Below are 21,174 nucleotides of genomic sequence, written 5' to 3' on the forward strand. Positions count from 1 at the left end.
AAAACGCGCCCCTGAGGGCGCGCTTTTCGTGTCAGTTGAACTGCGATTTAAAGCAAAGAGGCCGTCAGCTTGTCGATATTACCACCAACCTTATCAAGTTTTGCGCCGATTTCAGCGCGCTCAGATTTCAACAAAGAAATCCCCTCAATGGTCAGGTCGATAAACTTGCCGGATTTGTCGGCCACGATGAAAGAAATCGCAAAAGGCGGCTCGCCTTTCAAAATCGCAGTACAGCGCACGTCATAGATCGAATTGACCTTTTGCGTGGTGTTGACCTCGATCTTGCCACCGATGAATTCGCGGAAGCGCGAGCCATACTTGCGCGCGATATAGGTTTGAAACGCCTTGGTGAAGGCCGCCATTTGTGCCGAAGAGGCCGACCGCGCTGGCGGGCCAATCACGGAGCGTGAAATATTTGGCATATCGGCGTAACGCACCAAAGTGCGTTCGAAATCAACATACATCGCCGCCTCGGATTTACCCGAATTGATGATGGCGTTGATGTCGCCCACAACCTTGTCGATCAACACCTCTGCCTGACCTGCTGAAAAGGCAAACCCAGCCGTCGGAAAAACGGCAACGGCCGCCATAGAGGTCAAAAGCGCCCGACGGGACAGCCCAAAGTTACGCGAGAAGTTACTCATAGAAATCCTCATAAATATCGTAGGGTGTGGCCTGACCCTCGGCGCTGTCGCTTGCTCCGATCGGAGTCCCAAGCTCATAGTGGCGATTGTCCAGATAGGTCAGACGCATCTGTGCATAGCCATCGGCGCTGTCATACACGAGAGACTCGTAAAGGTCCGAATAACGATAGCGTGTGTCGGCCAATTTCGCAACTTTCAGCCCGGTTTTGTAGCTGCTTTCCGGTTTGCCAAACACATGTCCAATCGGGTCCAGTGCGATATCGACAACCAAGCCCAAAGCATCGCGCTCGGTCGAGGGTCCATAGACCGGAAGGACAACATAGGCCCCCTCGCCCACACCCCAGCGATGCAGAGTTTCGCCAAAATCACTGTCGCGCGGTTCAAGCCCCATGCTGGTCGCCGGATCAAACAGGCCCGCGAGTCCAACGGTCGCGTTGACCAAAAAGCGCGCCGTGTTGTGCACCGCATCGCCCAATTGCACCTGCAACACATCGTTGACCACTGTGCCCGGGATCGACAGCGTATCAGACACATTCGCCAAACCTTTGCGCAACGGGTCCGGCACCACCGTGCCGTAGGCCGTTGAGACCGGTTTGATCACCGCACGGTCCAGCGCCACGTTGGTGTCATGCCAACTGCGGTTGGTTTCTTCGTAGGGGTCATTGATCCCGCCCACACTGTTTGGGCCGGAACAGCCGGCCAACAGGGCAACAATCAAAACGGGCGCTAGGCGAATTACGTTGAATTTTATCATGGATTGATCTGGTGACAGCCCCAAATGAGAACGCTATACCCGCCACATAATGGTGATGTGGCGAAAGCCCAATGTTAACACTGTTTGTGTTATCGAGATGTGACAAAGATTCAACAGGTGGTGACGCCAGAGCGGCGAATAAGCCCTCAAAATCGGCAAATTGACGCAAATTGAGCGAATGACTCCCCTATGACGCAAGACCAAACCCGGCAAGGCCAACATGAACTCGCCTCGGTCCGCCGCCGCTCCCGGGGCCTCTTTTGGGCCACAGGGGTGTTTTCCGTCTGCGTCAATCTGTTGATGCTCACCGGCCCGTTGTTCATGCTCCAAGTCTATGATCGTGTGTTGGGGTCAGGATCCGAGGCCACGTTGGTGGCGCTTTTCGTTATTGTTGCCTTTCTCTATCTGATGATGGGCCTGCTTGATGGCATTCGCGGCCGCGTCTTGTCGCGGATTGCCGCGCGGTTCCAATCTGATCTCGAAACGCGCGTGTTTCATGCCGCCATGTTGCGCGCCGCACGCAAGCCGCGCGACAAAAGCCAGTCGCGCGCCATGGACAATCTCGCGGCCCTGCGCCGGTTTTTCGGCTCGCCTGCGTTTTCCGCCTTCTACGACCTGCCTTTCACGCCGGTATTCCTTTTGGGCATCGGTTTGTTTCATCCCTATCTCGGCATGTTGGCCGTCGGGGGCGGTGCGGTTTTGGTCAGTCTTGCTTTGGTCCACCGCGCCATCGCCAAACCGGCACAGGGCGCAGCGCTTCAGGCCGAAACCGAGGCCGCGCAAATGGCCAGCCGGATGACCACCGCCGCCGAAGCCCTTCAGGCGCTGGGAATGCAAGAGGCCGCCTATCGCCGTTGGATGCGCGCGCGCGGGGCCGCCCTGTCCCGTTCTGTGACCAGCGAAGACACCACCCACGGGTTCACCGCCACCTCCCGCGCGCTGCGGCTGTTTTTACAATCGGCCATGCTGGCGCTTGGCGCGTGGCTGGTGCTGCAAAAAGACGTGTCTTCGGGCGCAATGATCGCCAGTTCAATCTTGTTGGGACGCGCATTGCAGCCGATCGACGTTTTGATCGGCCAATGGAATCTTGTGCAACATGCCCAACGCGCTTGGGTTGATCTCTCTGAACTGTTGGGCGCCTATCCGCCCCTGCCTGTGCGCACCGAATTGCCCCGCCCCAAGGCCGCGTTGACGGTACAAAATCTCACCATCGTTCCGCCGGGCCAAACCCAAGCCTCACTGCGAAGCATCAGCTTTGATCTTTTGCCTGGCGAGGCGCTCGGTGTGATCGGGCCTTCGGGAGCAGGCAAATCGACGCTTGCGCGCGCGTTGACAGGGGTCTGGTCCCCCAACACCGGCTCGCTACGCCTCGATGGCGCCAAACTGTCGCATTTTGCACCCGAAGTTCTCGGCTCCTACATCGGCTATTTGCCGCAACAGGTGCAATTGTTCGACGGGACTATCGCGGAAAACATCGCCAAACTCGCCCTCAGCCCGGATGCGGAAGCGGTGGTGCTTGCCGCCAAAAAAGCCGATGCGCATAATTTGATCCTATCGCTGCCAGAGGGCTATGACACCCAAGTCGCCTCTGCTGGCGGGCTGTTGTCGGGTGGCCAGTTGCAACGCATCGGATTGGCCCGCGCCTTTTACGGCAATCCGGTGATCGTGATTTTGGACGAACCCAACTCGAACCTCGACAATGATGGGTCTTTGGCGCTCAACACTGCGATCCGCCGCCACAAAACCGAAGGCGGGGCCGTGTTGATCATGGCCCACCGCCCGTCAGCCATTCAGGAATGCGAAAAGCTTTTGGTGCTGGACGGCGGATTGCGCCGCGCCTTTGGACCGCGTGACGCTGTGCTCACCGAAATGGTCAAAAACTCCAAAGACATCCTGCGTAAAAGCGCCGGCCAAGGGGGCATTCAATGACACAGCCCGATCCAAAATGGTCTGCCCGTCGCCCCGTCTGGCTTGGCCTGTTTTTTGTCGCCCTGCTGATCTGCGGCTTTGGCGGATGGGCGTTGCTGGCGCGGATTGACGGGGCCGTGGTTGCCTCGGGTCAGGTCCAGGTCGAACAAAACCGCCAAGCTGTGGCGCACCGCGATGGCGGCGAAGTCGCCGCCGTGCATGTCACGGAGGGCGCGCAGGTGGCGGCAGGCGATCTGTTGCTCGAACTGTCTCCCGATGAGTATCTCAACGAAATCGCCGTGCTCGAAACCCAGCTGTTTGAGTTGTTGACCCGCAACGCCCGCCTCGAAGCGGAACGCGACGGGGCCGCCAAGATTATCCTCTCAGAGGCGCTCATCGACCGTATGGGCACCGACCCACAGGTCTCGCGCGCCGTGGAAGGTCAAAAGGATTTGTTCGCTGCGCGCCAACTCACCGCCCGCGCTGAAATCAGTCAGCTTGACAAAAAACGCAGCCAGATCGAGGTTCAAATCAGCGGTTTGGAGGCGCAAAAATTGGCCCTCTCCGAAGAGGCCGCTTTGCTGCAAGAGGATCTCACCGCACAGGCCGATTTGCTGACGCGCGGTCTAACTCAACAAAGCCGGGTGATTGCCCTGCGTCGCGACACCGTGCAATTGGCCGCCGATATCGGCGAATTGGAAACGGCGCAGGCGCAAGCGCAGGTTCAGATCACCGAAATTGATCTACAAATTCTCAAGGCGGGATCAGATCGGCGAGAGGCCGCCATCACCGAGCTGCGCGACATTCAGGCCTCTGTAGGGCGGTTGCGCGAACAGGTCCGGGGCCTGACGTCAAAGCTTGACCGGCTTGACCTGCGCGCGCCCGTCTCAGGCGTGGTCTACGGGCTCAAAGTCTTTGGTCCCGGCGCCGTGGTATCGCCGGCGACCCCGGTGCTTTACATTGTGCCACAAGACCGGCCTCTCATCATCACCGCCAAAATCAGCCCGGTGCATGTGGATCGCGTCTATCCCGGCCAACCCGTGCGCCTGCGGTTTTCAACCTTTGATCGCCGCACCACGCCCGAACTGATCGGCACGGTCACACGGGTGTCACCCGACGCCTTTATCGACGAGGCGACCCGCGCCAGCTACTACAGCGTCGACATCAATATCACTGAGGAGGAGCGCGCCCGACTGCCCAAAGGTTCGGTGCTTATTCCCGGCATGCCGGTGGAGGCCTATATGTCCACTGGCGAACGGTCGCCTTTGGCCTATCTGACCAAACCACTGGCCGATTATTTCATCCGTGCGTTCCGCGAAGATTGAGCGTACCAAGACCAAAATGCGACCTCCCCAATTCGACCTACCCAAGTCGACCCAAACACGCCGCCGCTAAAACGCGGCACTGACACAAAGGAAGCCTTCTATGTCCATCGACCTTATGGCCAAACTTGCCGACCTCGGCCTGACTCTGCCTGATGCCCCGGCCCCTGCGGCCAACTACGTGCCCTATGTGCAAAGTGGTGCGCAGTTGTTTGTCTCCGGCCAGATTTCCAATGGGCCGGACGGGTTGATCCTTGGCAAATTGGGCGCGGACATGACCACCGCAGAGGGCGCGGCTGCGGCTCAGACCTGTGCTTTGGCGCTTTTGGCCCAAGCCAATGCCGCCGTGGGTGGGGATTTTTCCAAAATCAACCGGCTGGTGAAACTCGTGGGGTTCGTCAATTCGACGCCTGAGTTCACCGAACAGCCCAAAGTCGTCAACGGGGCCTCCGATCTTATGGTCGCTGTCTTGGGCGACGCGGGTCGTCATGCGCGGTCCGCCGTCTCCGCCGCCAGCCTGCCGTTGGGCGTCGCGGTAGAGATCGAGGCCATTTTTGAGCTGAAGTGATGCCAGACCTGCCAGCCGCCTTTCTTGGCGCTCCGATCGCTCACCGCGCCCTGCATGATGACAACATCACCCGCGCCGAAAACAACTTTGCCGCGATTGACGCTGCCATAGCAGGTGGGTTTGCCATTGAGATTGACCTGCAACTGTCCGCCGACGGGGTGGCCATGGTGTTTCACGACTATGCCTTGGGTCGGTTGACGACGTCCGCAGGGGCTTTTGCGTTGCGCAAGGCGGATGAACTGGCCGATGTGCGGTTTAAGACCGGGGAAATTGGCGTACCAACTTTGGAACGGGTTTTGGATCATGTCGCCGGGCGTGTGCCGCTTTTGATTGAGGTAAAGGATCAGGACGGAGCGATGGGGCCAAACGTGGGGGCGCTCGAACGCGCCGCCGCCGCCGCCTTGTCGTCCTATGACGGCCCCGTCGCCTTGATGTCTTTCAATCCGCATTCCGTGGCCGCCTTGGCCGAGGTCTGCCCACAGCTGCCACGCGGCATCACCACCTGTGACTGGACCAATGGCGAGGCGGGGTTGATCCCGTCGGCTTTGCGCCCCCCTTTGCGCGGCATTGTCGATTTTGACCGGGTGGGCGCGTCTTTCATTTCCCACCAATGGTCGGATCTGACCGCCCCACGGGTGGCTGAATTGAAAGCCGCAGGCGCACATATCCTGTGCTGGACCATCAAATCAGCCGAGGAAGAGGCGCAAGCCCGACAGATCGCTGACAATATCACATTTGAAGGCTATGTTCCGACTTGACGCATCGCACCTGAGCCCCAGTTCTATAGCGATGTTGGAGAGCCGGGCGTGACAGAACAGATCGAGATCAGCGTGAGCACGACGATCACTGAGATCGCGCGTGAAGATTGGGACGCCTGTGCCGCTCCAATGGAGGGGCGGCCCGATGATCCGTTTGTCACTCATCGCTTTCTCTTGGCCTTGGAGCGCTCCGGCTCCGTTGGTCCGGGCACGGGATGGTTTCCGCGTTATCTGATGGCCAAAGCAGCGGGGGACATCATCGCCGTCGCGCCACTGTATGCCAAGACCCACAGCCAAGGCGAATATGTGTTTGATCACGCCTGGGCGCAGGCCTATGAGCGCGCCGGTGGCGATTATTATCCGAAACTGCAAATCGCGGTGCCCTTTACCCCGGTCACGGGCCGACGACTTTTGACCCGTCCGGGATTTGAGGAGGTTGGTCAAGCGGCTCTGGTCCAAGGGGCTGTCGAAGTCGCAGCGCAAAACCAACTCTCCTCCTTGCACATCACCTTTTGTTCTGACGCCGAGGTTGACGCGGGCAAGGCCATGGGCCTGATGCATCGCACTGGGCAACAGTTTCATTGGGACAATGCCGGATACGCCAATTTTGACGACTTTCTGGACGCGTTGTCCTCGCGCAAACGCAAGAACATCCGCAAAGAAAGGGCGCAAGCGCAGAGATTTGGCGGCGAGATTGTGCAACTGAGCGGGGTCCAGATTGAGCCACACCATTGGGACGCGTTTTGGACCTTTTATCAGGACACGGGCGCACGAAAATGGGGTACGCCTTATCTCACCCGTGCCTTTTTTGACCATATCCACGAAACCATGCGCGACGATGTTTTGATGGTTTTGGCGCTGGACCAAGGGCGCCCCATCGCAGGTGCCCTGAATTTCATCGGCCAAAATCGCCTCTATGGTCGCTACTGGGGATGCACCGAACATCACCCCTGCCTGCATTTCGAGATCTGCTATTATCAGGCCATCGACTATGCCATCGCCCATGGCCTGTCGCGGGTTGAGGCGGGCGCGCAAGGCGAGCATAAGCTGGCGCGTGGATACCTCCCCAATACCACCCATTCGCTGCATTGGATCGCTGATCCGGGCTTTGCCCGCGCCGTGGACGATTACCTTGTGGCCGAACGTGCCGCTGTGGATGAGGAAACTGAATTTCTCACCTCCTACGGCCCTTTTAAACGCACAGACAGAGAGGACGATCATGACTGAACTGCTCTCAAACGCAGCCCGCACCGAGGCCCTTGCGCCGCTTTTGGCCACAGGATGGGCCGAGACAGAAGGCGGCACTGCGATTTCAAAACGCTTCCTCTTCGCAAATTTCATTGAGGCATTCGGCTTTATGACCCGTGTCGCGATGATTGCGGAGAAAATGGATCACCACCCGGAATGGACCAATGTCTATCGCTCGGTCGAGGTGATCCTATCCACCCATGACGCGGGCGGATTGACCGAGAAAGACATCAAACTCGCAAGAAAAATGGACAAGGTGGCCGCCGATGATTGAACAGATTTTGAACTATCCGATTTATAATGGACAGACGGTCGGGGACTATCTTTCGCTTGAATTTCTGCTGGGAGTTGGTGGCTCGATTTTGGGGGCGGTGTGTCTTGTGGTCCTCGGCATGCTTATTGCCGGATGGGTCGCACGGCGTATTCGTGGCATTGGCTCGAAATATGAGAAGCTCGACAACACGCTATTCAATTTCCTCGGCAACATTGCCCGCTACGTCATTCTGGCTTTCACCGCGCTGATCGTTCTCAACACCTTTGGCATTCAAACCACCTCAATCGTCGCCGTTATCGGTGCCGCAGGTCTTGCCATTGGTTTGGCGTTGCAAGGCACCCTGTCCAATGTCGCCGCTGGCGTAATGATCATCCTGTTTCGCCCATTCAAAATCGGTGATTTCGTCGATGTTGCGGGCAAAATGGGCACGGTCAAAGACATTTCCCTGAACTTCACCGAATTGGCCGATCTGTCCAATGTTCAGGTCATCGTCCCCAACTCTCAGGTCTGGGGCAACATCATCACCAATTTTTCGACCAACCAAACCCGGCGCGCCGAATGGACATTTGGGGTGGGTTACGGCGCCAATTTGAAAACTGCCGAAGAGGTCATTCGCACGGTGATCATGTCCGACCCGCGTTCGCTCTCTGAGCCAGAACCGTTCATACAGGTCAACAATCTGGGCGATTTCTCGGTGGATTTCTTGGTCCGTGTTTGGGTCAAATCCAGTGATTTCTTTCAATATCAGGCCGACATGAAACGGCAGGTGAAAGAGGCCTTGGATGAGGCGGGTGTGGATATCCCCTTCCCGACTCGCACATTGTTGAATGCCGCCGAATAAGCGAAACGCCCGGGGAACCATATCCCCGGGCGTCTTTTGTCAGATCGCTTCCAAAAGCGATTCACCGGCCGAAATCGTGCAATTGCCCGGGCTCTCCTCGACTTGTAGCACCTTCACAACACCGTCTTCGGCATAAAGCGCAAAGCGTTTCGAGCGCCCAAACAGGCCCGCGGGAGCGGCGGTGAAGTCAAGCCCCAGCGCCTTGATAAACGCGCCTTCTGCATCGCCCAACATCGACAGCCCGGCCACATCCGCGCCGGTGTCTTTGGCCCATGCCCCATCACAAACGGGTCATTCACAGACACACAGATCACATCATCCACACCTTTCGCCTCGAACGCCTCTTTGGTGCGAATGAAACTTGGGACATGGGCCGTGGTGCACACGCCCGTATAGGCACCCGGCAGGCCAAAAATCACCACTTTGCGGCCTTTGAACTTGGCTGCCAGATCGACGGAGGCCGGTCCTTCTGCTCCCAACTCAAACAAGGTTCCGTCCGGAAGCGTGTCTCCAACAGAAATTGTCATTCTTGATCCTCTTCGCGTTGTCATTTTAACTCATCACGATATAGGGTCAGGGCGTTTTCAGACCAGTCGAAAACGCAGGAGGAGCAGATATGAGCCATTTTATCGTCATTGGTGCCGGGCAGGCCGGGCAAAGCATCGTCACGACTCTACGCGGTCAGGGGTTTGACGGAAAAATCACGTTGATCGGCGACGAACCCGTCCCGCCTTATCAGCGCCCGCCGCTGTCAAAGGCCTATCTCTTGGGCGATGTGGATTTGGATCGGCTGTATCTACGGCCTCTGAGTTACTATGACGATGAGACCATTGATTTGCGCATGGGGGCCTCTGTCACGGCCCTTGATCCGATTGCAAAAACCATCACGGTCGATGGCGCCCCCCTCTCCTATGACAAGCTCGCATTGGCCACCGGCTCAGCGCCCCGGCTTTTGCCCGCCTCCATCGGCGGCACCTTGCAGGGCGTCTACACCATGCGCACGCTGGCCGATGCCGATGCGATTGAACCCGAGTTCAAAGAGGGCGCGTCGGTGTTGATCGTGGGCGGTGGGTACATCGGGCTTGAGGCGGCGGCCGTTGCAGCGAAAAAGGGGCTGAAAGTCACGTTGGTCGAAATGTCCGACCGGATTTTGCAACGCGTTGCCTCGAAAGAGACCTCCGATTATTTTCGCGCTCTGCATCAAAGCCACGGCGTTGATCTGCGCGAAGGGGTGGGCCTTGAAACCCTTGTGGGCGAGACCCGCGTGAGCGCCGCCAAACTCACCGATGGCACTACACTGGACGTGGACTTTGTCATCGTCGGCGTCGGCATCACCCCCAATACGCAATTGGCGGAACTGGCGGGGCTGGTATTGGACAACGGCATCATGACGGACCGCCATAGCTGCACCTCCAACCCGGATATTTTTGCGGCGGGCGATTGCGCCTCCTTCCCGCATATGGGGCATCAAATGCGGCTTGAAAGCGTGGGCAACGCGATTGATCAAGGTGCAGTTGTGGCCAAAAACATGTTGGGCCAAGAGGTGGAATACACGCCGAAACCGTGGTTCTGGTCGGATCAATTCGACGTCAAACTGCAAATTGCCGGTCTGTCCACCGGCCATGATCAGGTGGTGATCCGCGAAACAGAAACCACGCGCTCGCATTGGTACTACAAAGAGGGCACGTTGATTGCGATTGATGCGATCAACGATCCGCGCGGCTATATGGTGGCCAAGCGTTTGATCGAGGCGGGCAAGTCCGCAGACCCCGCGATGGTGGCCGACCCTGCAACCGATCTCAAAGCGCTGATGCGCAGCTGATGCGGATCATTGCCGGAGCGTTTCGTGGGCTGGCATTGGCCGCCGTTGGCAAAGGCGACCTGGGCGCGCATTTGCGGCCCACGACGGACCGTGTCCGCGAAAGTCTTTTTAACGTGCTGATGGGTGGGAAATACGATGATCCCATCATTGAAGCACGGGTGCTTGATCTGTTTGCGGGCACCGGGGCGCTGGGGCTTGAGGCGCTGTCACGCGGGGCGGAGCATGTGACATTTGTCGATGACGGGCGCAAGGCGCAGAGCCTTGTGACGCAAAACATCGCCCTGTGCAAAGCCACAGATTGCACCACCTTGATGCGGATGGACGCCACACGTTTGCCCGCAAATCCAGACGCACCCTATGATTTGATCTTCCTCGATCCGCCCTATGGTAAGGCTCTGGGTGAAACCGCCATGGCCGCCGCACTCACTGGAGGCTGGCTCACCCCGCGCGCCTTGATCGTCTGGGAAGACAGTGCCGACATCATCGTCCCCGAGGCGCTGAACCTTTTGGACACGCGCAGATATGGCGAGACCAAAATCAATATTCTGGAGCCCAAATGACCCCCAATCTCGTGATTTTCGACTGTGACGGTGTGATCGTTGACAGCGAACCCCCGCTTTTGGACTTTCTTCTGACGGAGTTTGCCACATATGGCCTTGAGCTTTCATTGCATGAGCTTGAAACCAAATATGTCGGCGGCACGATCTATTCCACGGCACAGCGTGCCCGCGAGGCCGGGGCCAGCTTGCCAGAAACGTGGGAAGCCGAAGCCTACCCACGGATTTTTGAGGTTTTGCGCGCGGGCGTGCCCCTTATCCCCGGCATCGAAGCCGCATTTGATGCCTTGGACGCGGCTGGCATCCCCTATTGCGTTGGTTCCAATGGTCCGATGGAAAAAATGGATGTCACCTTGGGCGCGCATCCGGCGGTGTTTACCCGTCTCAAGGGGCGCATTCATTCGGCTCACACCCATGGCGTGGCCAAACCCGACCCAGGCCTGTTTTTGATCGCCGCTGAGACCATGGGCGTTGCGCCGGAGGCCTGTGTCGTTGTCGACGATAGCCCCTCGGGTTGCATTGCCGCGCGCCGCGCCGGAATGCGCTGTTTTGGCTTTGATCCGCACGGCGATGGTGCCCGACTGATCTCTGAGGGGGCCGAACACCTTGCCGATATGCACGATCTACCGCGCCGCATCGGCATATAATCACAAACAAAAGGGCCACCCAAAGAGGCGGCCCTTTCTATATCCGAACCTCTCGGTCAGATCATTTTTCAATGACGTGATAAGAGGCGCCATATGTGTCGATCCAGGGATGCTGGTTCAATGCCGCAGCCATATCTGAACGCGCATCCGCAACCAATTTCGCCCCGTCATAGCCTTTGCCATCCATTTCGATGATCCAATCGGCAATCACCTCGTCGCCCAAGGCTTTGATCTTATCGGTCTCATCTTTGCTTATCACCGTAATCGGATTCCCCGATGCGACCATGACTTTGACGCCATCTTCGTCGCCCTGATCATAGGCAGCACCGGCCCATTCAGAGGCCATCAGACCCGAATTGTTGTCAATCACCGCCTTCAGATCATCGGGCAAGCTGTCATATTTCGCCTTATTCATCGCCCAGATGAAATAGAGGTTATAAAAGGACTGATGCCCTTCGACGTCGGTGTGGCTGTCGGTCAATTCGTCCAGTTTCAGTGAGGGCGCCATTTCGTAGGTGATCACGCCACCGTCCAAAACGCCTTTGGCCAAGGCTTCGGGAAAGGCCGGAACCGGCATCCCCACAGGGGTTGCGCCCAGTTTTTCCAGCAAAAGCGTCGAGGTCCGTGTCGGCGCGCGCAGTTTAAGGCCTTTGAAATCCTCAACCGTTTCAACCGGCGTGCCCTTTTTATGAACAAGTCCTTCGCCATGCATATGTGCCGCGAGGACATGCACGTCTTTGAAGTCATCCATCAGGTGTTGTTGGGTGAAATTCCACGCCGCAATAGAGGCCAGTTCGCCGGATTTCTCCGTGACAAACGGCAATTCCAACGCCTCCGCTTCGGGGAAACGCCCCGGTTGATAGCCCGGGATCACCCATCCGCCGTCAATCGCACCGTCACGGATCAGGTCATATTGATCCGGTGCTTTACCACCCAATTGCATCAGCGGATAGATTTCGATCTTGATGCGGCCCTCGGATTCTTCTTCGATTTTCTTGGCCCAAGGTTCCATGAAATACATCGGAGAACCGGAGTTAGGCGACACGAAATGTTGAAAGCGAAGCGTCACCTCCTGCGCCAAGGCAGATGTGGTGCTTGTGGCTGCGACAAGTGCCGCCACAGAAGCGGTTTTAAACAGGTGGTTCACGGGCAGTCCTCCTTATGGGCTGTCTCATGCGGGCCGACTGTGGCCCGCGCCCAATTGACCTAGGGGTTTGCGAGTCTAGCTGCAAGTCACTCGCAACAGGAGGTCGTGAAGATTTCTCTGACCCTTTGGTCAGGTCATTGAAATAAAACACTGTTTCTAAAATAGCCGCGTTGCCGTCTTAGCCCGGATAAAACAAACCCGCCGGGGAAAGCGTGAAAATCTCACACCCGGTCGCCGTCACCCCAATGGAGTGTTCAAACTGCGCGGAGAGTTTTTTATCCTTGGTGATGGCTGTCCAATCATCCGCGAGGACTTTGGTTTCTGGGCGACCAAGGTTGATCATCGGCTCAATGGTAAAGAACATACCTTCTTCGAGCACCGGAGCACTGTCGCCCGGACGCCGCATCGGCACATAGTGAAGCACATTTGGCGGCGCATGAAACACCCGGCCCAGACCATGGCCGCAAAAATCGCGCACCACCGACATGCGGTTCTTATGTGCGTGCTCCTGAATCGCGCCTGCAATGTCATCAAACGTGTTGCCCGGCTTCACTTGTTCGATCCCAAACATCAAACAGTCATGGGTGACCTGCACCAAACGCTCGGCAAATTTCTTGGGCTGGCCGGCAAAATACATCCGGCTTGAATCCCCAAACCAGCCGTCTTTGATCACCGTCACATCAATATTGACGATGTCGCCATCGACGAGCTTGTCGTCTTTATGGCCCGGAATTTTCGCGCCCGGAATCCCGTGGCAGACCACATAGTTTACCGAAATACAGGAAGCGTGTTTGTAGCCTTTATAGTCGATGGTCGCGGACACGGTGCCAAGCTCGACCACCCGGCGGGTGATAAACGCGTCGATCTCCTCAGTGGTTGCACCGGGCACGACAAGCGGACCGACCTCATCAAGGATCTGCGCGGCAATTTCACCTGCCGCGTGCATGCCTGCAAAATCGGCATCCTCGTAAATCCGAATTCCGTCTTTGGTGATGCGGCCGCGATGCGTCTCGTCCAAGGGTCTACTCCATCTCTTTGCGGCATTGATATAAGGGGTTCGGTCGCGAAGGGCCAGTGCCTCAAGCGGAGTTCTTATGCAAAGCTGCCCGCGTCAAAACGCACCTGTTCGGGCGTGATGACGACAGAATAGACACGAATATCGACACCCGCTTGGCGCGCCTCCGCTTCGGCTTGGGCATATGTGGGGTCAATGTCGCCTGCCGGAGCGAAGCGATTGCAATCGTCACGCGACACCAGATAGAGCATCACTGCGCGGTCGCCCTCCGCCACACGCGCCGCCAATTCGCCAAGGTGCTTCGCCCCGCGTGCAGTTTTCGCATCCGGGAATTCGGCTAAGCCGGTCTCGCGCGACAAGGTCACGGATTTAACTTCGACCCAAATCTTGCTCTTATTTTGCAAAATCATGAAATCGGCCCGTGAATTAACGCCATATTTGACCTCGGCGTGAACCTCACCGATCAAATCCGGGATCAAACCCGCCCGCAACGCCTCACCCACCACCTTATTGGCAACACCCGTGTCGACCACCACCATCGCCCCCGCAAGCTCGACAAGCCGCAGGCCGTATTTGAGTTTTTTCTTCGGATCGTCATTGGGTTCGACCCAGACCCGCATGCCCGGTTCCGCGAGGCCCATCATCGAGCCTGGATTGGGGCAATGCGCCGTCACCTCGCGCCCGTCGGGCAACCGGACATCCGCCAAAAAGCGTTTATATCGACGTAAAAGTGTCGCGGAGATCAGTTCGGTTTGAAAGCGCATGAGCACAGGACTATACCCTAAGCAACAGCCGCTCAAGGAGGTCCTGATGCCCAACCCAACCGCCGCGATTCTGATCATCGGGGATGAAATCCTTTCGGGACGCACCCGTGATGCCAATATGTATCTGCTTGCGGGCGAATTGACCCGCATTGGGATTGATTTAAAGGAAGTCCGGGTGATTTCCGATGATCGCGAGGCGATTGTCACGACGGTGCGCGCGCTCTCGGATGCCTATGATCACGTCTTTACCTCCGGCGGCATCGGGCCAACCCATGATGACATCACTGCCGATTGTGTCGCCGAGGCCTTTGGCCGTCCGATCGGTGTGCGCGACGATGCCCGCGCTCTATTAGGGGCGCATTACAAAGCCCGTGGCGTTGAATTCAACGAAGCGCGGATGCGGATGGCGCGGATTCCGGAGGGGGCGACTTTGATCGAAAACCCGGTCTCGATTGCGCCGGGGTTCAGCCTTGAGAACACCCATGTCATGGCCGGTGTGCCCAATGTGTTCGCCGCTATGGTCGCCTCGATCCTGCCGACGCTCACGGGTGGCAAGCCTTTGCTGTCGCAAACCTATCGCATCAATCGCGCAGAAAGCACCGTGGCCGAACCTTTGGGCATGTTGGCACAGAAATATCCCGACCTGTCGATGGGCTCTTATCCGTTTACCAACAATGGCGCATTTGGCACCAATATCGTCATTCGCGGCCAAGACGGGGCAAAGGTTGATGCCGCCATTCTGGAACTGGCGGCCCTGTTTCCTGCGCATGAAAATGGCTGACCCCCTCGGCTGCCTCGACGACTATATCACGGCGTTCGAGGCAACATGGCCCGCACGCAGTCGCGCCCCCGTCGGTCCTTTTATCTATCGCGACGGTGCGGGGGGCGGCAGCCGCACCTCGGCGGCCACGCTTGCCGGGGATGTGTCCTCGGACGCGCTGGATCAGATCGAAGCGCGGTTTGCTGCGGATGCCCGCCCCGCTTTGTTTCAAATCCGCACAGGGGAGGCCACCTTTGACGCGCTGCTCGCGGAGCGCGGCTACACGATGTTTGATCCAACCCTCTGTCTTGCCGCGCCGATTGAGGCCTTTGCGCCCTCTGACCCCAAATGCAGCTATGTGTCTTGGCCGCCTGTCTCAATCCAACGCGAGATGTGGGCCGAGGGTGGCATTGGCCCGGCGCGACTTGCGGTCATGGATCGGGCCTGCACGCCGAAAACCTCCCTGCTGGGCCGCATCAAGGATCGCCCTGCCGGGGTTGGCTTTGTCGCACTATCTGGGTCCATCGCCGTACTGCACGCCCTTGAAACCACCCCATCAGAGCGCCGCCAAGGCATGGCCCAAATCTTAGTACGGCTGGCCGCCGACTGGGCCCGCGCCCAGGGTGCCACCGCGCTTGCGCTTCAGGTCACACGCGCCAACACTGCCGCCTTTGCGCTCTATTCTTCGCTTGGACTGCATGAAATCGGCCAGTACCACTATAGAACCAAACCGATGACCGAGGCCTGATGATCTTACCTTTCCCTCGCCTGTTTTTGCTGACTCTGAGCCTTGTTTTGTCTGTCGGGGCCAAGGGCGCACGCGCGTTTGAGCTTGATCTGCCGGGCGCCTCGGTGGAAACCGCTTCACGCGACGATTCCCTGTCGGCTCAGCCGTTTCCATCCAGCGCCTATCAAGGTGAGGCCACGCAAATGGTCATGGCTGAAGGCGCAGTCCTCCACCGCGCCTACCGCCTGCCCAGCACAAGCCTGACGCCGTTTCAATTGATCGCACCGCTGCGTAAGCAATTGGAAACCGCCGGATTTCACATCTCTTTTGCCTGCGCCGATAGCCTGTGCGGTGGCTTTGATTTTCGCTACCTGCTGGATCTTTTGCCGGAACCCGCCATGCATGTGGACCTTGGCAATTTTCAATATCTCTTGGCCCAGCACCCGGACGGGCGCACCATCGCCATTGTCACCAGCCGCGCGACCAGCGCCGGGTTTGTTCATATCAGCACGGTGACCCCCAGCGATGCCCCTGAGGTCGAATTGATTGCCCCCTCGCCTGGGCCAGAGACCCCTGCTGGCACCCTGCCGCCCAACCGCAATGTGATTGCCACGCTTGAAACACGCGGGCGGGTGGTTTTGGATGATCTGTCGTTTGAAACTGGGGCCGCCGGGCTTGGAGCCGGGCCTTTTGCCTCTCTCACACAGATCGCGGCCTATTTGACCGCCCATCCTTTGACGAAAATCGTTTTGGTCGGTCACACTGACACCGTTGGCGGACTGACCAACAACACCGCCCTGTCGCGCAAACGCGCCGAGGCGGTGCGGGCGCGGCTGATTTCGGCCCATGGCGTATCCCCCGATCAGGTCAGTGCCGAGGGCATTGGCTATCTCGCGCCCCGCGTGTCAAACGCAACGCCAGAGGGTCGCGAAACAAACAGAAGGGTCGAAGCGGTGATCGCCTCGACCCAGTAATGGCTTTCGCCTTCTCTCCACGAGAATTCGTTTGGGTGTCACATCACCACTTGTCAGGCCCTTTATCGGCAAAGGAATGCACAAGAAAATCAATGAATGCGCGCACTTTCGGCTGGGTAAAGCGCCCCGGCGGATAGACGGCATAAATGCCTTGGGTCTCTGACGGCAGTTCCGGGATCGCCTCTTCGATCAGGCCCGCATCCATCGCATCCGCATAGAGGAAAGAAGGCAGATAGGCGATGCCAAGGCCCGAAATACAAGCGTTGAGCAAGGACTGACCATCATTCACGGTCAACCAGCCAGCGGTGCGGATTTGCCGCTTTTCGCCGGAGGGCGCAGTCAGTTTCCACACGGCACCGTTGGATTGGTTGGAATAATGCAAAAGCTTGTGATCATTCAGATCGTCGATCTTTTCGGGCCGACCATATTTTTCAAAATAGGCGGGAGAGCCGACCATCCGTTTGGTGGTCTCGGTCAATTTACGGGCGCGCAGGGTGCTGTCTTCCAGCTCGCCAATGCGCACGGCCATATCAAAGCCTTCGGAAATCAACTCCACATAGCGGTTGTTGAGCACCATATTTACGGTGATGTCGGGGAATTCGGACAAGAACTCGCCCAAGACCGGCGACAAATGATTGACGCCAAAATCGGTCGCCACCGAAATGCGCAACAACCCAGAAGGCGCGCTTTGCATTGAGGTGACCAGCGCATCCGCCTCGCCCGCATCGTTCAAAACCCGACGCGCACGGTCGTAATAGGCCAATCCGATCTCCGTTGGGCTGACCCGGCGGGTCGTGCGGTTGAGCAACCGTGCGCCCAAACGCGCCTCAAGGGCAGATACATGTTTGGAAACGGCAGATTTGGAAATCCCCATTTTCTTTGCTGCATCCGTGAAACCGCCTTGGTCCACAACGGTGGCAAAGGCTTCCATTTCCGTCAGTCGATCCATGTCTATCTTACCTACAATCTTGACCCTACAAGCCACATCAATGACGGCCAATTCGGGCAAGAATGGGGAAGATGGGAGACAATAGCGTGGTGTTTCGAGGATCGTTCCACGTCAGGAAACGCGGAAACAATCCTCAAATGGTCCTTTTACCCCACCGAAAGCGTGCCTTCGGCGAGAGTATTTTGACCAAAAAGACGCCCCGTCAGAGCGTAGCCGCAAGCCGTGCCCCCTGATCAATCGCGCGTTTGGCATCGAGTTCCGCGGCCACATCTGCACCGCCGATGACATGGCAGGCCACGCCCTGCGCCATCAGCGCATCCGCCAAGCTACGCTCGGACAATTGCCCAGCACACAAAACAATTGTGTCTGCCTCAATCAACTGACGTTCATCGACCTTGGTGACCCAAAGCCCTTCAGACGTGATCTCATCATAGGACACCCCGCCGATCATCTTCACGCCCTTCATGGCAAGCGTCGCGCGGTGAATCCAACCTGTGGTTTTGCCCAGCCGCTTGCCGGGTTTCTCGGCCTTGCGTTGCAACAACGTGACCTGTCGCAGCGGAGCGTCAGGTTTTGGGCCATCGGACGAAAGGCCGCCACGATCACGCGTTGGATCGGTGATGCCCCATTCCTCTTTCCACTCTTTGAGGTTCAAGGTCGGGCTATCGCCTGTGGTCAGGAATTCGGCGACATCAAAGCCAATGCCCCCGGCCCCAATCACAGCCACGCGCGGGCCGACCGGAACCTTGCCACGCAAGACATCTATATATGAGACAACCGTGTTGTGATCATTCTGGCCCGCAATCTCGGGGTCGCGCGGGCGCACGCCTGTGGCGATGATGACCTCATCAAAGCCCGCGAGCGCCTCAGGCGTTGCCTCCGTATTGAGACGAGCAGTGATGGTGGAGCGGGCGACCATGGTTTTGAACCAATCGACCAGCCCGTGAAATTCCTCTTTGCCTGGTACCTGACGCGCCATGTTGAGCTGACCACCCAATGTATCGGCTTTGTCAAACAGCGTGACCGTATGACCGCGATCAGAGGCGACCAAAGCGGCCATCAGACCAGCAGGTCCCGCACCTACGACGGCCACGGTTTTGGACGTTGCAGCGGGGGAATAAGTCAGTTCGGTCTCATGACAGGCGCGCGGGTTGACCAAACAGGAGGTCAGTTTCCCAGCGAATGTGTGATCCAAACAGGCTTGGTTACAGGCGATGCAGGGCGCGATCTCATCCGCTTTGCCCATCGCGGCTTTGTTGACGAACTCAGGGTCGGCTAAAAACGGTCGGGCCATCGACACCATATCGGCGCATCCCTCGGCCAACACATCCTCGGCCACCTGTGGATGGTTGATCCGGTTGGAGGTGATCACCGGGATCGAGACCTCGCCCATCATCCGTTTCGTCACAGAGGCAAAGGCCGCGCGCGGCACAGAGGTCGCAATCGTCGGCACGCGCGCCTCGTGCCAACCGATGCCCGTGTTGAGAATCGTCGCCCCCGCGGCCTCGACCGCTTTCGCCAACAGAACGACCTCGTCCCATGTCGATCCGTTTGGCACCAGATCAATCATCGAAATACGGTAGATCACGATGAACTCCGGCCCAACAGCGGCGCGCACGCGTTTCACCACCTCAATGGCAAAGCGCATCCGGTTTTCATAGGAACCGCCCCACGCGTCGTCGCGTTTGTTGGTATGGGTCACCAAAAATTGGTTGATCAGGTAGCCTTCGGACCCCATCACTTCGACGCCATCATAGCCAGCGTCTTTGGCGCGCAGAGCGGCGGTGGCATAATCCGCAATTTGTTTTTCGATGCCGGCCGCATCCAATTCGGTCGGTTTGAACGGCGAAATCGGAGATTTGATCGCGGAGGGGGCGACGCAATTTGGCCCGTAGGCATAGCGCCCGGCGTTCAAAATCTGCATCGCGATCTTGCCGCCCTCGGAATGGACGCGGTCCGTGACGCGGCGGTGATTGGCAATATCTTGATCGGTGAACAATCCTGCCGCACCGGGGAACACCCCACCTTCGACATTCGGTGCCATGCCGCCAGTGACAATGATCCCAGCCCCGCCCTTGGCGCGCGCCGCGTAAAATTCGGCCACAGCCGCCCAATCGCCGCGCTCTTCCAACCCGGTGTGCATCGACCCCATCAGGGTCCGATTGCGCAGGCTGGTAAAGCCAAGATCAAGCGGTTCAAGCAGATGTGGATACAGTTCATGCGTCATGTGAGGGCCTCCCTTGCCCGCGCTAAAATGCGCTGAGCCGGAGGAGATGTCACTCGAAACGCGGCGTCAGCGCGACGGACCCGCGTCCTCAGTTTGCACCGACCTCAAGACAATGCCGCCGAAACGCCCGTTTGAGCATATCCAATTCCTGACGCAGCAAATCCATTTCGGCGCGAATATCATCGGCCAAGCCATCCCCCGCGATCAAGGCAAAAGACCCAAGCACCTGCCCGCTGTCCCGATCCGTGAAAACAAAGGTCTGCACACCGTCACTGATCACTTCTGTGGGTACGGCAAAGCGGAAAAACCAAACTCCGGCGCGGTCCGGGTCCTCAGAGAGCGTGTGCCCCGGCAACGGCTGATCGAGATAGCTCACCTCGATCTCCGGCAACCGTTCAATCGCCTCGGGCACATGCAATTCGCCTTCCCAAATCCCCGCCTGAAGCCGCGTTTTGACCAATGTCACCTTGTCCATCTTGCTCTCCGTCAAAGTTCCGCGCGCGGACGGCGCGACAGGGTCAGGTCCCGCAGGACAATTTGGTTCATTTCGGGGCCTTCAAAGATCAAATCGACCCAAAGTTTTTCAACCCGCTTTTCATTCAGCTTGGTGTAGGCCAAATCAAAATCGACAAAGCCTTCGTCAGAGTGCAAAGGCAATTCCCGCACCAATTGTTCAAGGTTTGGCCCGTGTTTCACATTCAACCGTGCAAAAATTTCGATCGGCTTTTCAAGGTCCACCGAAAAATCCAAGCGTACCAAATGACGCAAACTCAACCCGTGGCAGACCTCATCGGGCATATTGACCGACAGCGACAAAAATGAGCCGTCGAAACGAAACACATCCAAGCGCAATCCAAACGGTGCAAGATCCGACTCCGAACTGTTGCGCATTTGCCGGTAGGTCAATTCCGAAATTTGGCAATCGTGAAACAGCGTCGCCTCAGAACCGATCGACGTTTTCGTCGGCACCGCGGAGACCCCTTGTTGCGCAATCGGACCGCGCCACAATTCAGGTCGATGTGACCAATCGGTATAAAGCGGCAATTGCATCGCATTCGATCCAATCAGCGGCAATGCCAATCGGCCTTCGGCGACAAAAAGGAATTGATCCAATTCCCACCGCAGGCTGCGAGCCTGAGCACGCAGCCACCGCAATGTCGCCACATCAAGTGTCTCCGCAGAACGTGCGCGACGCGCCCAACGCGAAATGGATAGTTTGTTGAAACGCTTTTCAAACAGCTTACCGACCCGACTGCTCATAACCTTAA

At 57.8% G+C, this 21,174-nt stretch carries 22 protein-coding genes and 1 pseudogene; 13 read left to right on the top strand and 10 right to left on the bottom strand.

Annotated features, from left to right (window positions below):
• Positions 1–47: 47 nt before the first annotated feature.
• Both DA792_RS15450 and DA792_RS15455 read right to left on the bottom strand, forming a co-directional pair.
• Positions 48–644, bottom strand: a complete 597-nt coding sequence (locus DA792_RS15450; protein WP_107720843.1) for an MlaC/ttg2D family ABC transporter substrate-binding protein — start codon at positions 642–644, stop codon at positions 48–50.
• Entirely contained in the window at positions 637–1,398 is a 762-nt protein-coding gene (locus DA792_RS15455; RefSeq protein ID WP_107720845.1) for an MlaA family lipoprotein, read from the bottom strand. The genes DA792_RS15450 and DA792_RS15455 overlap by 8 nt, the downstream gene beginning before the upstream one ends.
• Positions 1,399–1,587: 189 nt before the next feature.
• On the opposite strand from DA792_RS15455, the gene DA792_RS15460 reads away from it, so the two are divergent.
• The 7 genes from DA792_RS15460 (at position 1,588) to DA792_RS15490 (ending at position 8,317) form a co-directional block, all read left to right on the top strand.
• Positions 1,588–3,327 (top strand): type I secretion system permease/ATPase, encoded by a 1,740-nt coding sequence (locus DA792_RS15460; protein WP_107720847.1) that lies wholly within the window; start codon positions 1,588–1,590, stop codon positions 3,325–3,327.
• Complete coding sequence (locus DA792_RS15465) at positions 3,324–4,631, top strand: HlyD family type I secretion periplasmic adaptor subunit (protein WP_107720848.1); 1,308 nt, start codon at positions 3,324–3,326, stop codon at positions 4,629–4,631. The genes DA792_RS15460 and DA792_RS15465 overlap by 4 nt, the downstream gene beginning before the upstream one ends.
• Positions 4,632–4,731: 100 nt before the next feature.
• A complete protein-coding gene (locus DA792_RS15470; RefSeq protein ID WP_107720850.1) occupies positions 4,732–5,196 on the top strand; it encodes a RidA family protein in 465 nt (154 codons plus the stop codon).
• Positions 5,196–5,954 carry a glycerophosphodiester phosphodiesterase family protein gene (locus tag DA792_RS15475; protein ID WP_107720852.1) on the top strand — a complete coding sequence of 253 codons (759 nt, stop codon included), beginning with the start codon at positions 5,196–5,198 and terminating at the stop codon, positions 5,952–5,954. Before DA792_RS15470 ends, DA792_RS15475 begins: the two co-directional genes overlap by 1 nt.
• 48 nt (positions 5,955–6,002) lie before the next feature.
• Entirely contained in the window at positions 6,003–7,181 is a 1,179-nt protein-coding gene (locus tag DA792_RS15480; protein ID WP_107720854.1) for a GNAT family N-acetyltransferase, read from the top strand.
• Positions 7,174–7,476: a 4a-hydroxytetrahydrobiopterin dehydratase gene (locus DA792_RS15485; RefSeq protein WP_107720856.1), complete on the top strand. Its 303-nt coding sequence runs from the start codon at positions 7,174–7,176 to the stop codon at positions 7,474–7,476. Before DA792_RS15480 ends, DA792_RS15485 begins: the two co-directional genes overlap by 8 nt.
• Positions 7,469–8,317, top strand: a complete 849-nt coding sequence (locus tag DA792_RS15490) for a mechanosensitive ion channel family protein (protein WP_107720858.1) — start codon at positions 7,469–7,471, stop codon at positions 8,315–8,317. Before DA792_RS15485 ends, DA792_RS15490 begins: the two co-directional genes overlap by 8 nt.
• A gap of 39 nt (positions 8,318–8,356) precedes the next feature.
• On the opposite strand, the pseudogene DA792_RS15495 reads toward DA792_RS15490, so the two are convergent.
• Positions 8,357–8,844, bottom strand: a pseudogene (locus DA792_RS15495) (peroxiredoxin).
• Positions 8,845–8,933: 89 nt separating this feature from the next.
• Between DA792_RS15495 and DA792_RS15500 the strand changes: the two are divergent.
• From DA792_RS15500 to DA792_RS15510, 3 genes are read left to right on the top strand one after another with little or no spacing between them, the layout of a single operon-like run.
• On the top strand, positions 8,934–10,139 hold the full coding sequence (locus tag DA792_RS15500) for an NAD(P)/FAD-dependent oxidoreductase (RefSeq protein WP_107720860.1): 1,206 nt from the start codon (positions 8,934–8,936) through the stop codon (positions 10,137–10,139).
• Positions 10,139–10,699, top strand: coding sequence for a 16S rRNA (guanine(966)-N(2))-methyltransferase RsmD (gene rsmD, locus DA792_RS15505; RefSeq protein WP_107720862.1), 561 nt, complete (start codon positions 10,139–10,141; stop codon positions 10,697–10,699). Before DA792_RS15500 ends, rsmD begins: the two co-directional genes overlap by 1 nt.
• Positions 10,696–11,343 carry an HAD family hydrolase gene (locus tag DA792_RS15510; protein ID WP_107720864.1) on the top strand — a complete coding sequence of 216 codons (648 nt, stop codon included), beginning with the start codon at positions 10,696–10,698 and terminating at the stop codon, positions 11,341–11,343. The genes rsmD and DA792_RS15510 overlap by 4 nt, the downstream gene beginning before the upstream one ends.
• Before the next feature lie 61 nt (positions 11,344–11,404).
• Here the strand turns inward: DA792_RS15510 and DA792_RS15515 are convergent, their stop codons facing one another.
• From DA792_RS15515 to sfsA, 3 genes are all read right to left on the bottom strand, one after another.
• Positions 11,405–12,490, bottom strand: coding sequence for a TRAP transporter substrate-binding protein (locus tag DA792_RS15515; protein ID WP_107720866.1), 1,086 nt, complete (start codon positions 12,488–12,490; stop codon positions 11,405–11,407).
• 178 nt (positions 12,491–12,668) lie between these two features.
• On the bottom strand, positions 12,669–13,508 hold the full coding sequence (gene map / locus DA792_RS15520; RefSeq protein WP_107720869.1) for a type I methionyl aminopeptidase: 840 nt from the start codon (positions 13,506–13,508) through the stop codon (positions 12,669–12,671).
• Positions 13,509–13,582: 74 nt separating this feature from the next.
• A complete protein-coding gene (gene sfsA / locus DA792_RS15525; RefSeq protein WP_107720871.1) occupies positions 13,583–14,269 on the bottom strand; it encodes a DNA/RNA nuclease SfsA in 687 nt (228 codons plus the stop codon).
• Between the two features lie 46 nt (positions 14,270–14,315).
• Between sfsA and DA792_RS15530 the strand changes: the two genes are divergently transcribed.
• The 3 genes from DA792_RS15530 to DA792_RS15540 are packed head-to-tail and all read left to right on the top strand — an operon-like array spanning position 14,316 to position 16,730.
• On the top strand, positions 14,316–15,050 hold the full coding sequence (locus DA792_RS15530; protein ID WP_107720873.1) for a competence/damage-inducible protein A: 735 nt from the start codon (positions 14,316–14,318) through the stop codon (positions 15,048–15,050).
• Complete coding sequence (locus tag DA792_RS15535) at positions 15,043–15,777, top strand: GNAT family N-acetyltransferase (protein WP_107720875.1); 735 nt, start codon at positions 15,043–15,045, stop codon at positions 15,775–15,777. The genes DA792_RS15530 and DA792_RS15535 overlap by 8 nt, the downstream gene beginning before the upstream one ends.
• Positions 15,777–16,730, top strand: coding sequence for an OmpA family protein (locus DA792_RS15540; RefSeq protein ID WP_107720877.1), 954 nt, complete (start codon positions 15,777–15,779; stop codon positions 16,728–16,730). The genes DA792_RS15535 and DA792_RS15540 overlap by 1 nt, the downstream gene beginning before the upstream one ends.
• Before the next feature lie 43 nt (positions 16,731–16,773).
• Here the strand turns inward: DA792_RS15540 and DA792_RS15545 are convergent, their stop codons facing one another.
• The 4 genes from DA792_RS15545 to DA792_RS15560 all read right to left on the bottom strand — a co-directional run bounded on the left by DA792_RS15545 (position 16,774) and on the right by DA792_RS15560 (position 21,166).
• Positions 16,774–17,679: a LysR family transcriptional regulator gene (locus DA792_RS15545; RefSeq protein ID WP_107720880.1), complete on the bottom strand. Its 906-nt coding sequence runs from the start codon at positions 17,677–17,679 to the stop codon at positions 16,774–16,776.
• Between the two features lie 202 nt (positions 17,680–17,881).
• Entirely contained in the window at positions 17,882–19,906 is a 2,025-nt protein-coding gene (locus DA792_RS15550) for an NADPH-dependent 2,4-dienoyl-CoA reductase (RefSeq protein ID WP_107720882.1), read from the bottom strand.
• Between the two features lie 88 nt (positions 19,907–19,994).
• Positions 19,995–20,381, bottom strand: a complete 387-nt coding sequence (locus DA792_RS15555) for a hypothetical protein (RefSeq protein WP_107720884.1) — start codon at positions 20,379–20,381, stop codon at positions 19,995–19,997.
• 11 nt (positions 20,382–20,392) lie between these two features.
• Positions 20,393–21,166, bottom strand: a complete 774-nt coding sequence (locus tag DA792_RS15560; protein WP_107720886.1) for a DUF6478 family protein — start codon at positions 21,164–21,166, stop codon at positions 20,393–20,395.
• Positions 21,167–21,174: the final 8 nt, after the last annotated feature.

The sequence above is a fragment of the Celeribacter baekdonensis genome (assembly GCF_003047105.1).
GTDB lineage: Bacteria > Pseudomonadota > Alphaproteobacteria > Rhodobacterales > Rhodobacteraceae > Celeribacter > Celeribacter baekdonensis_B.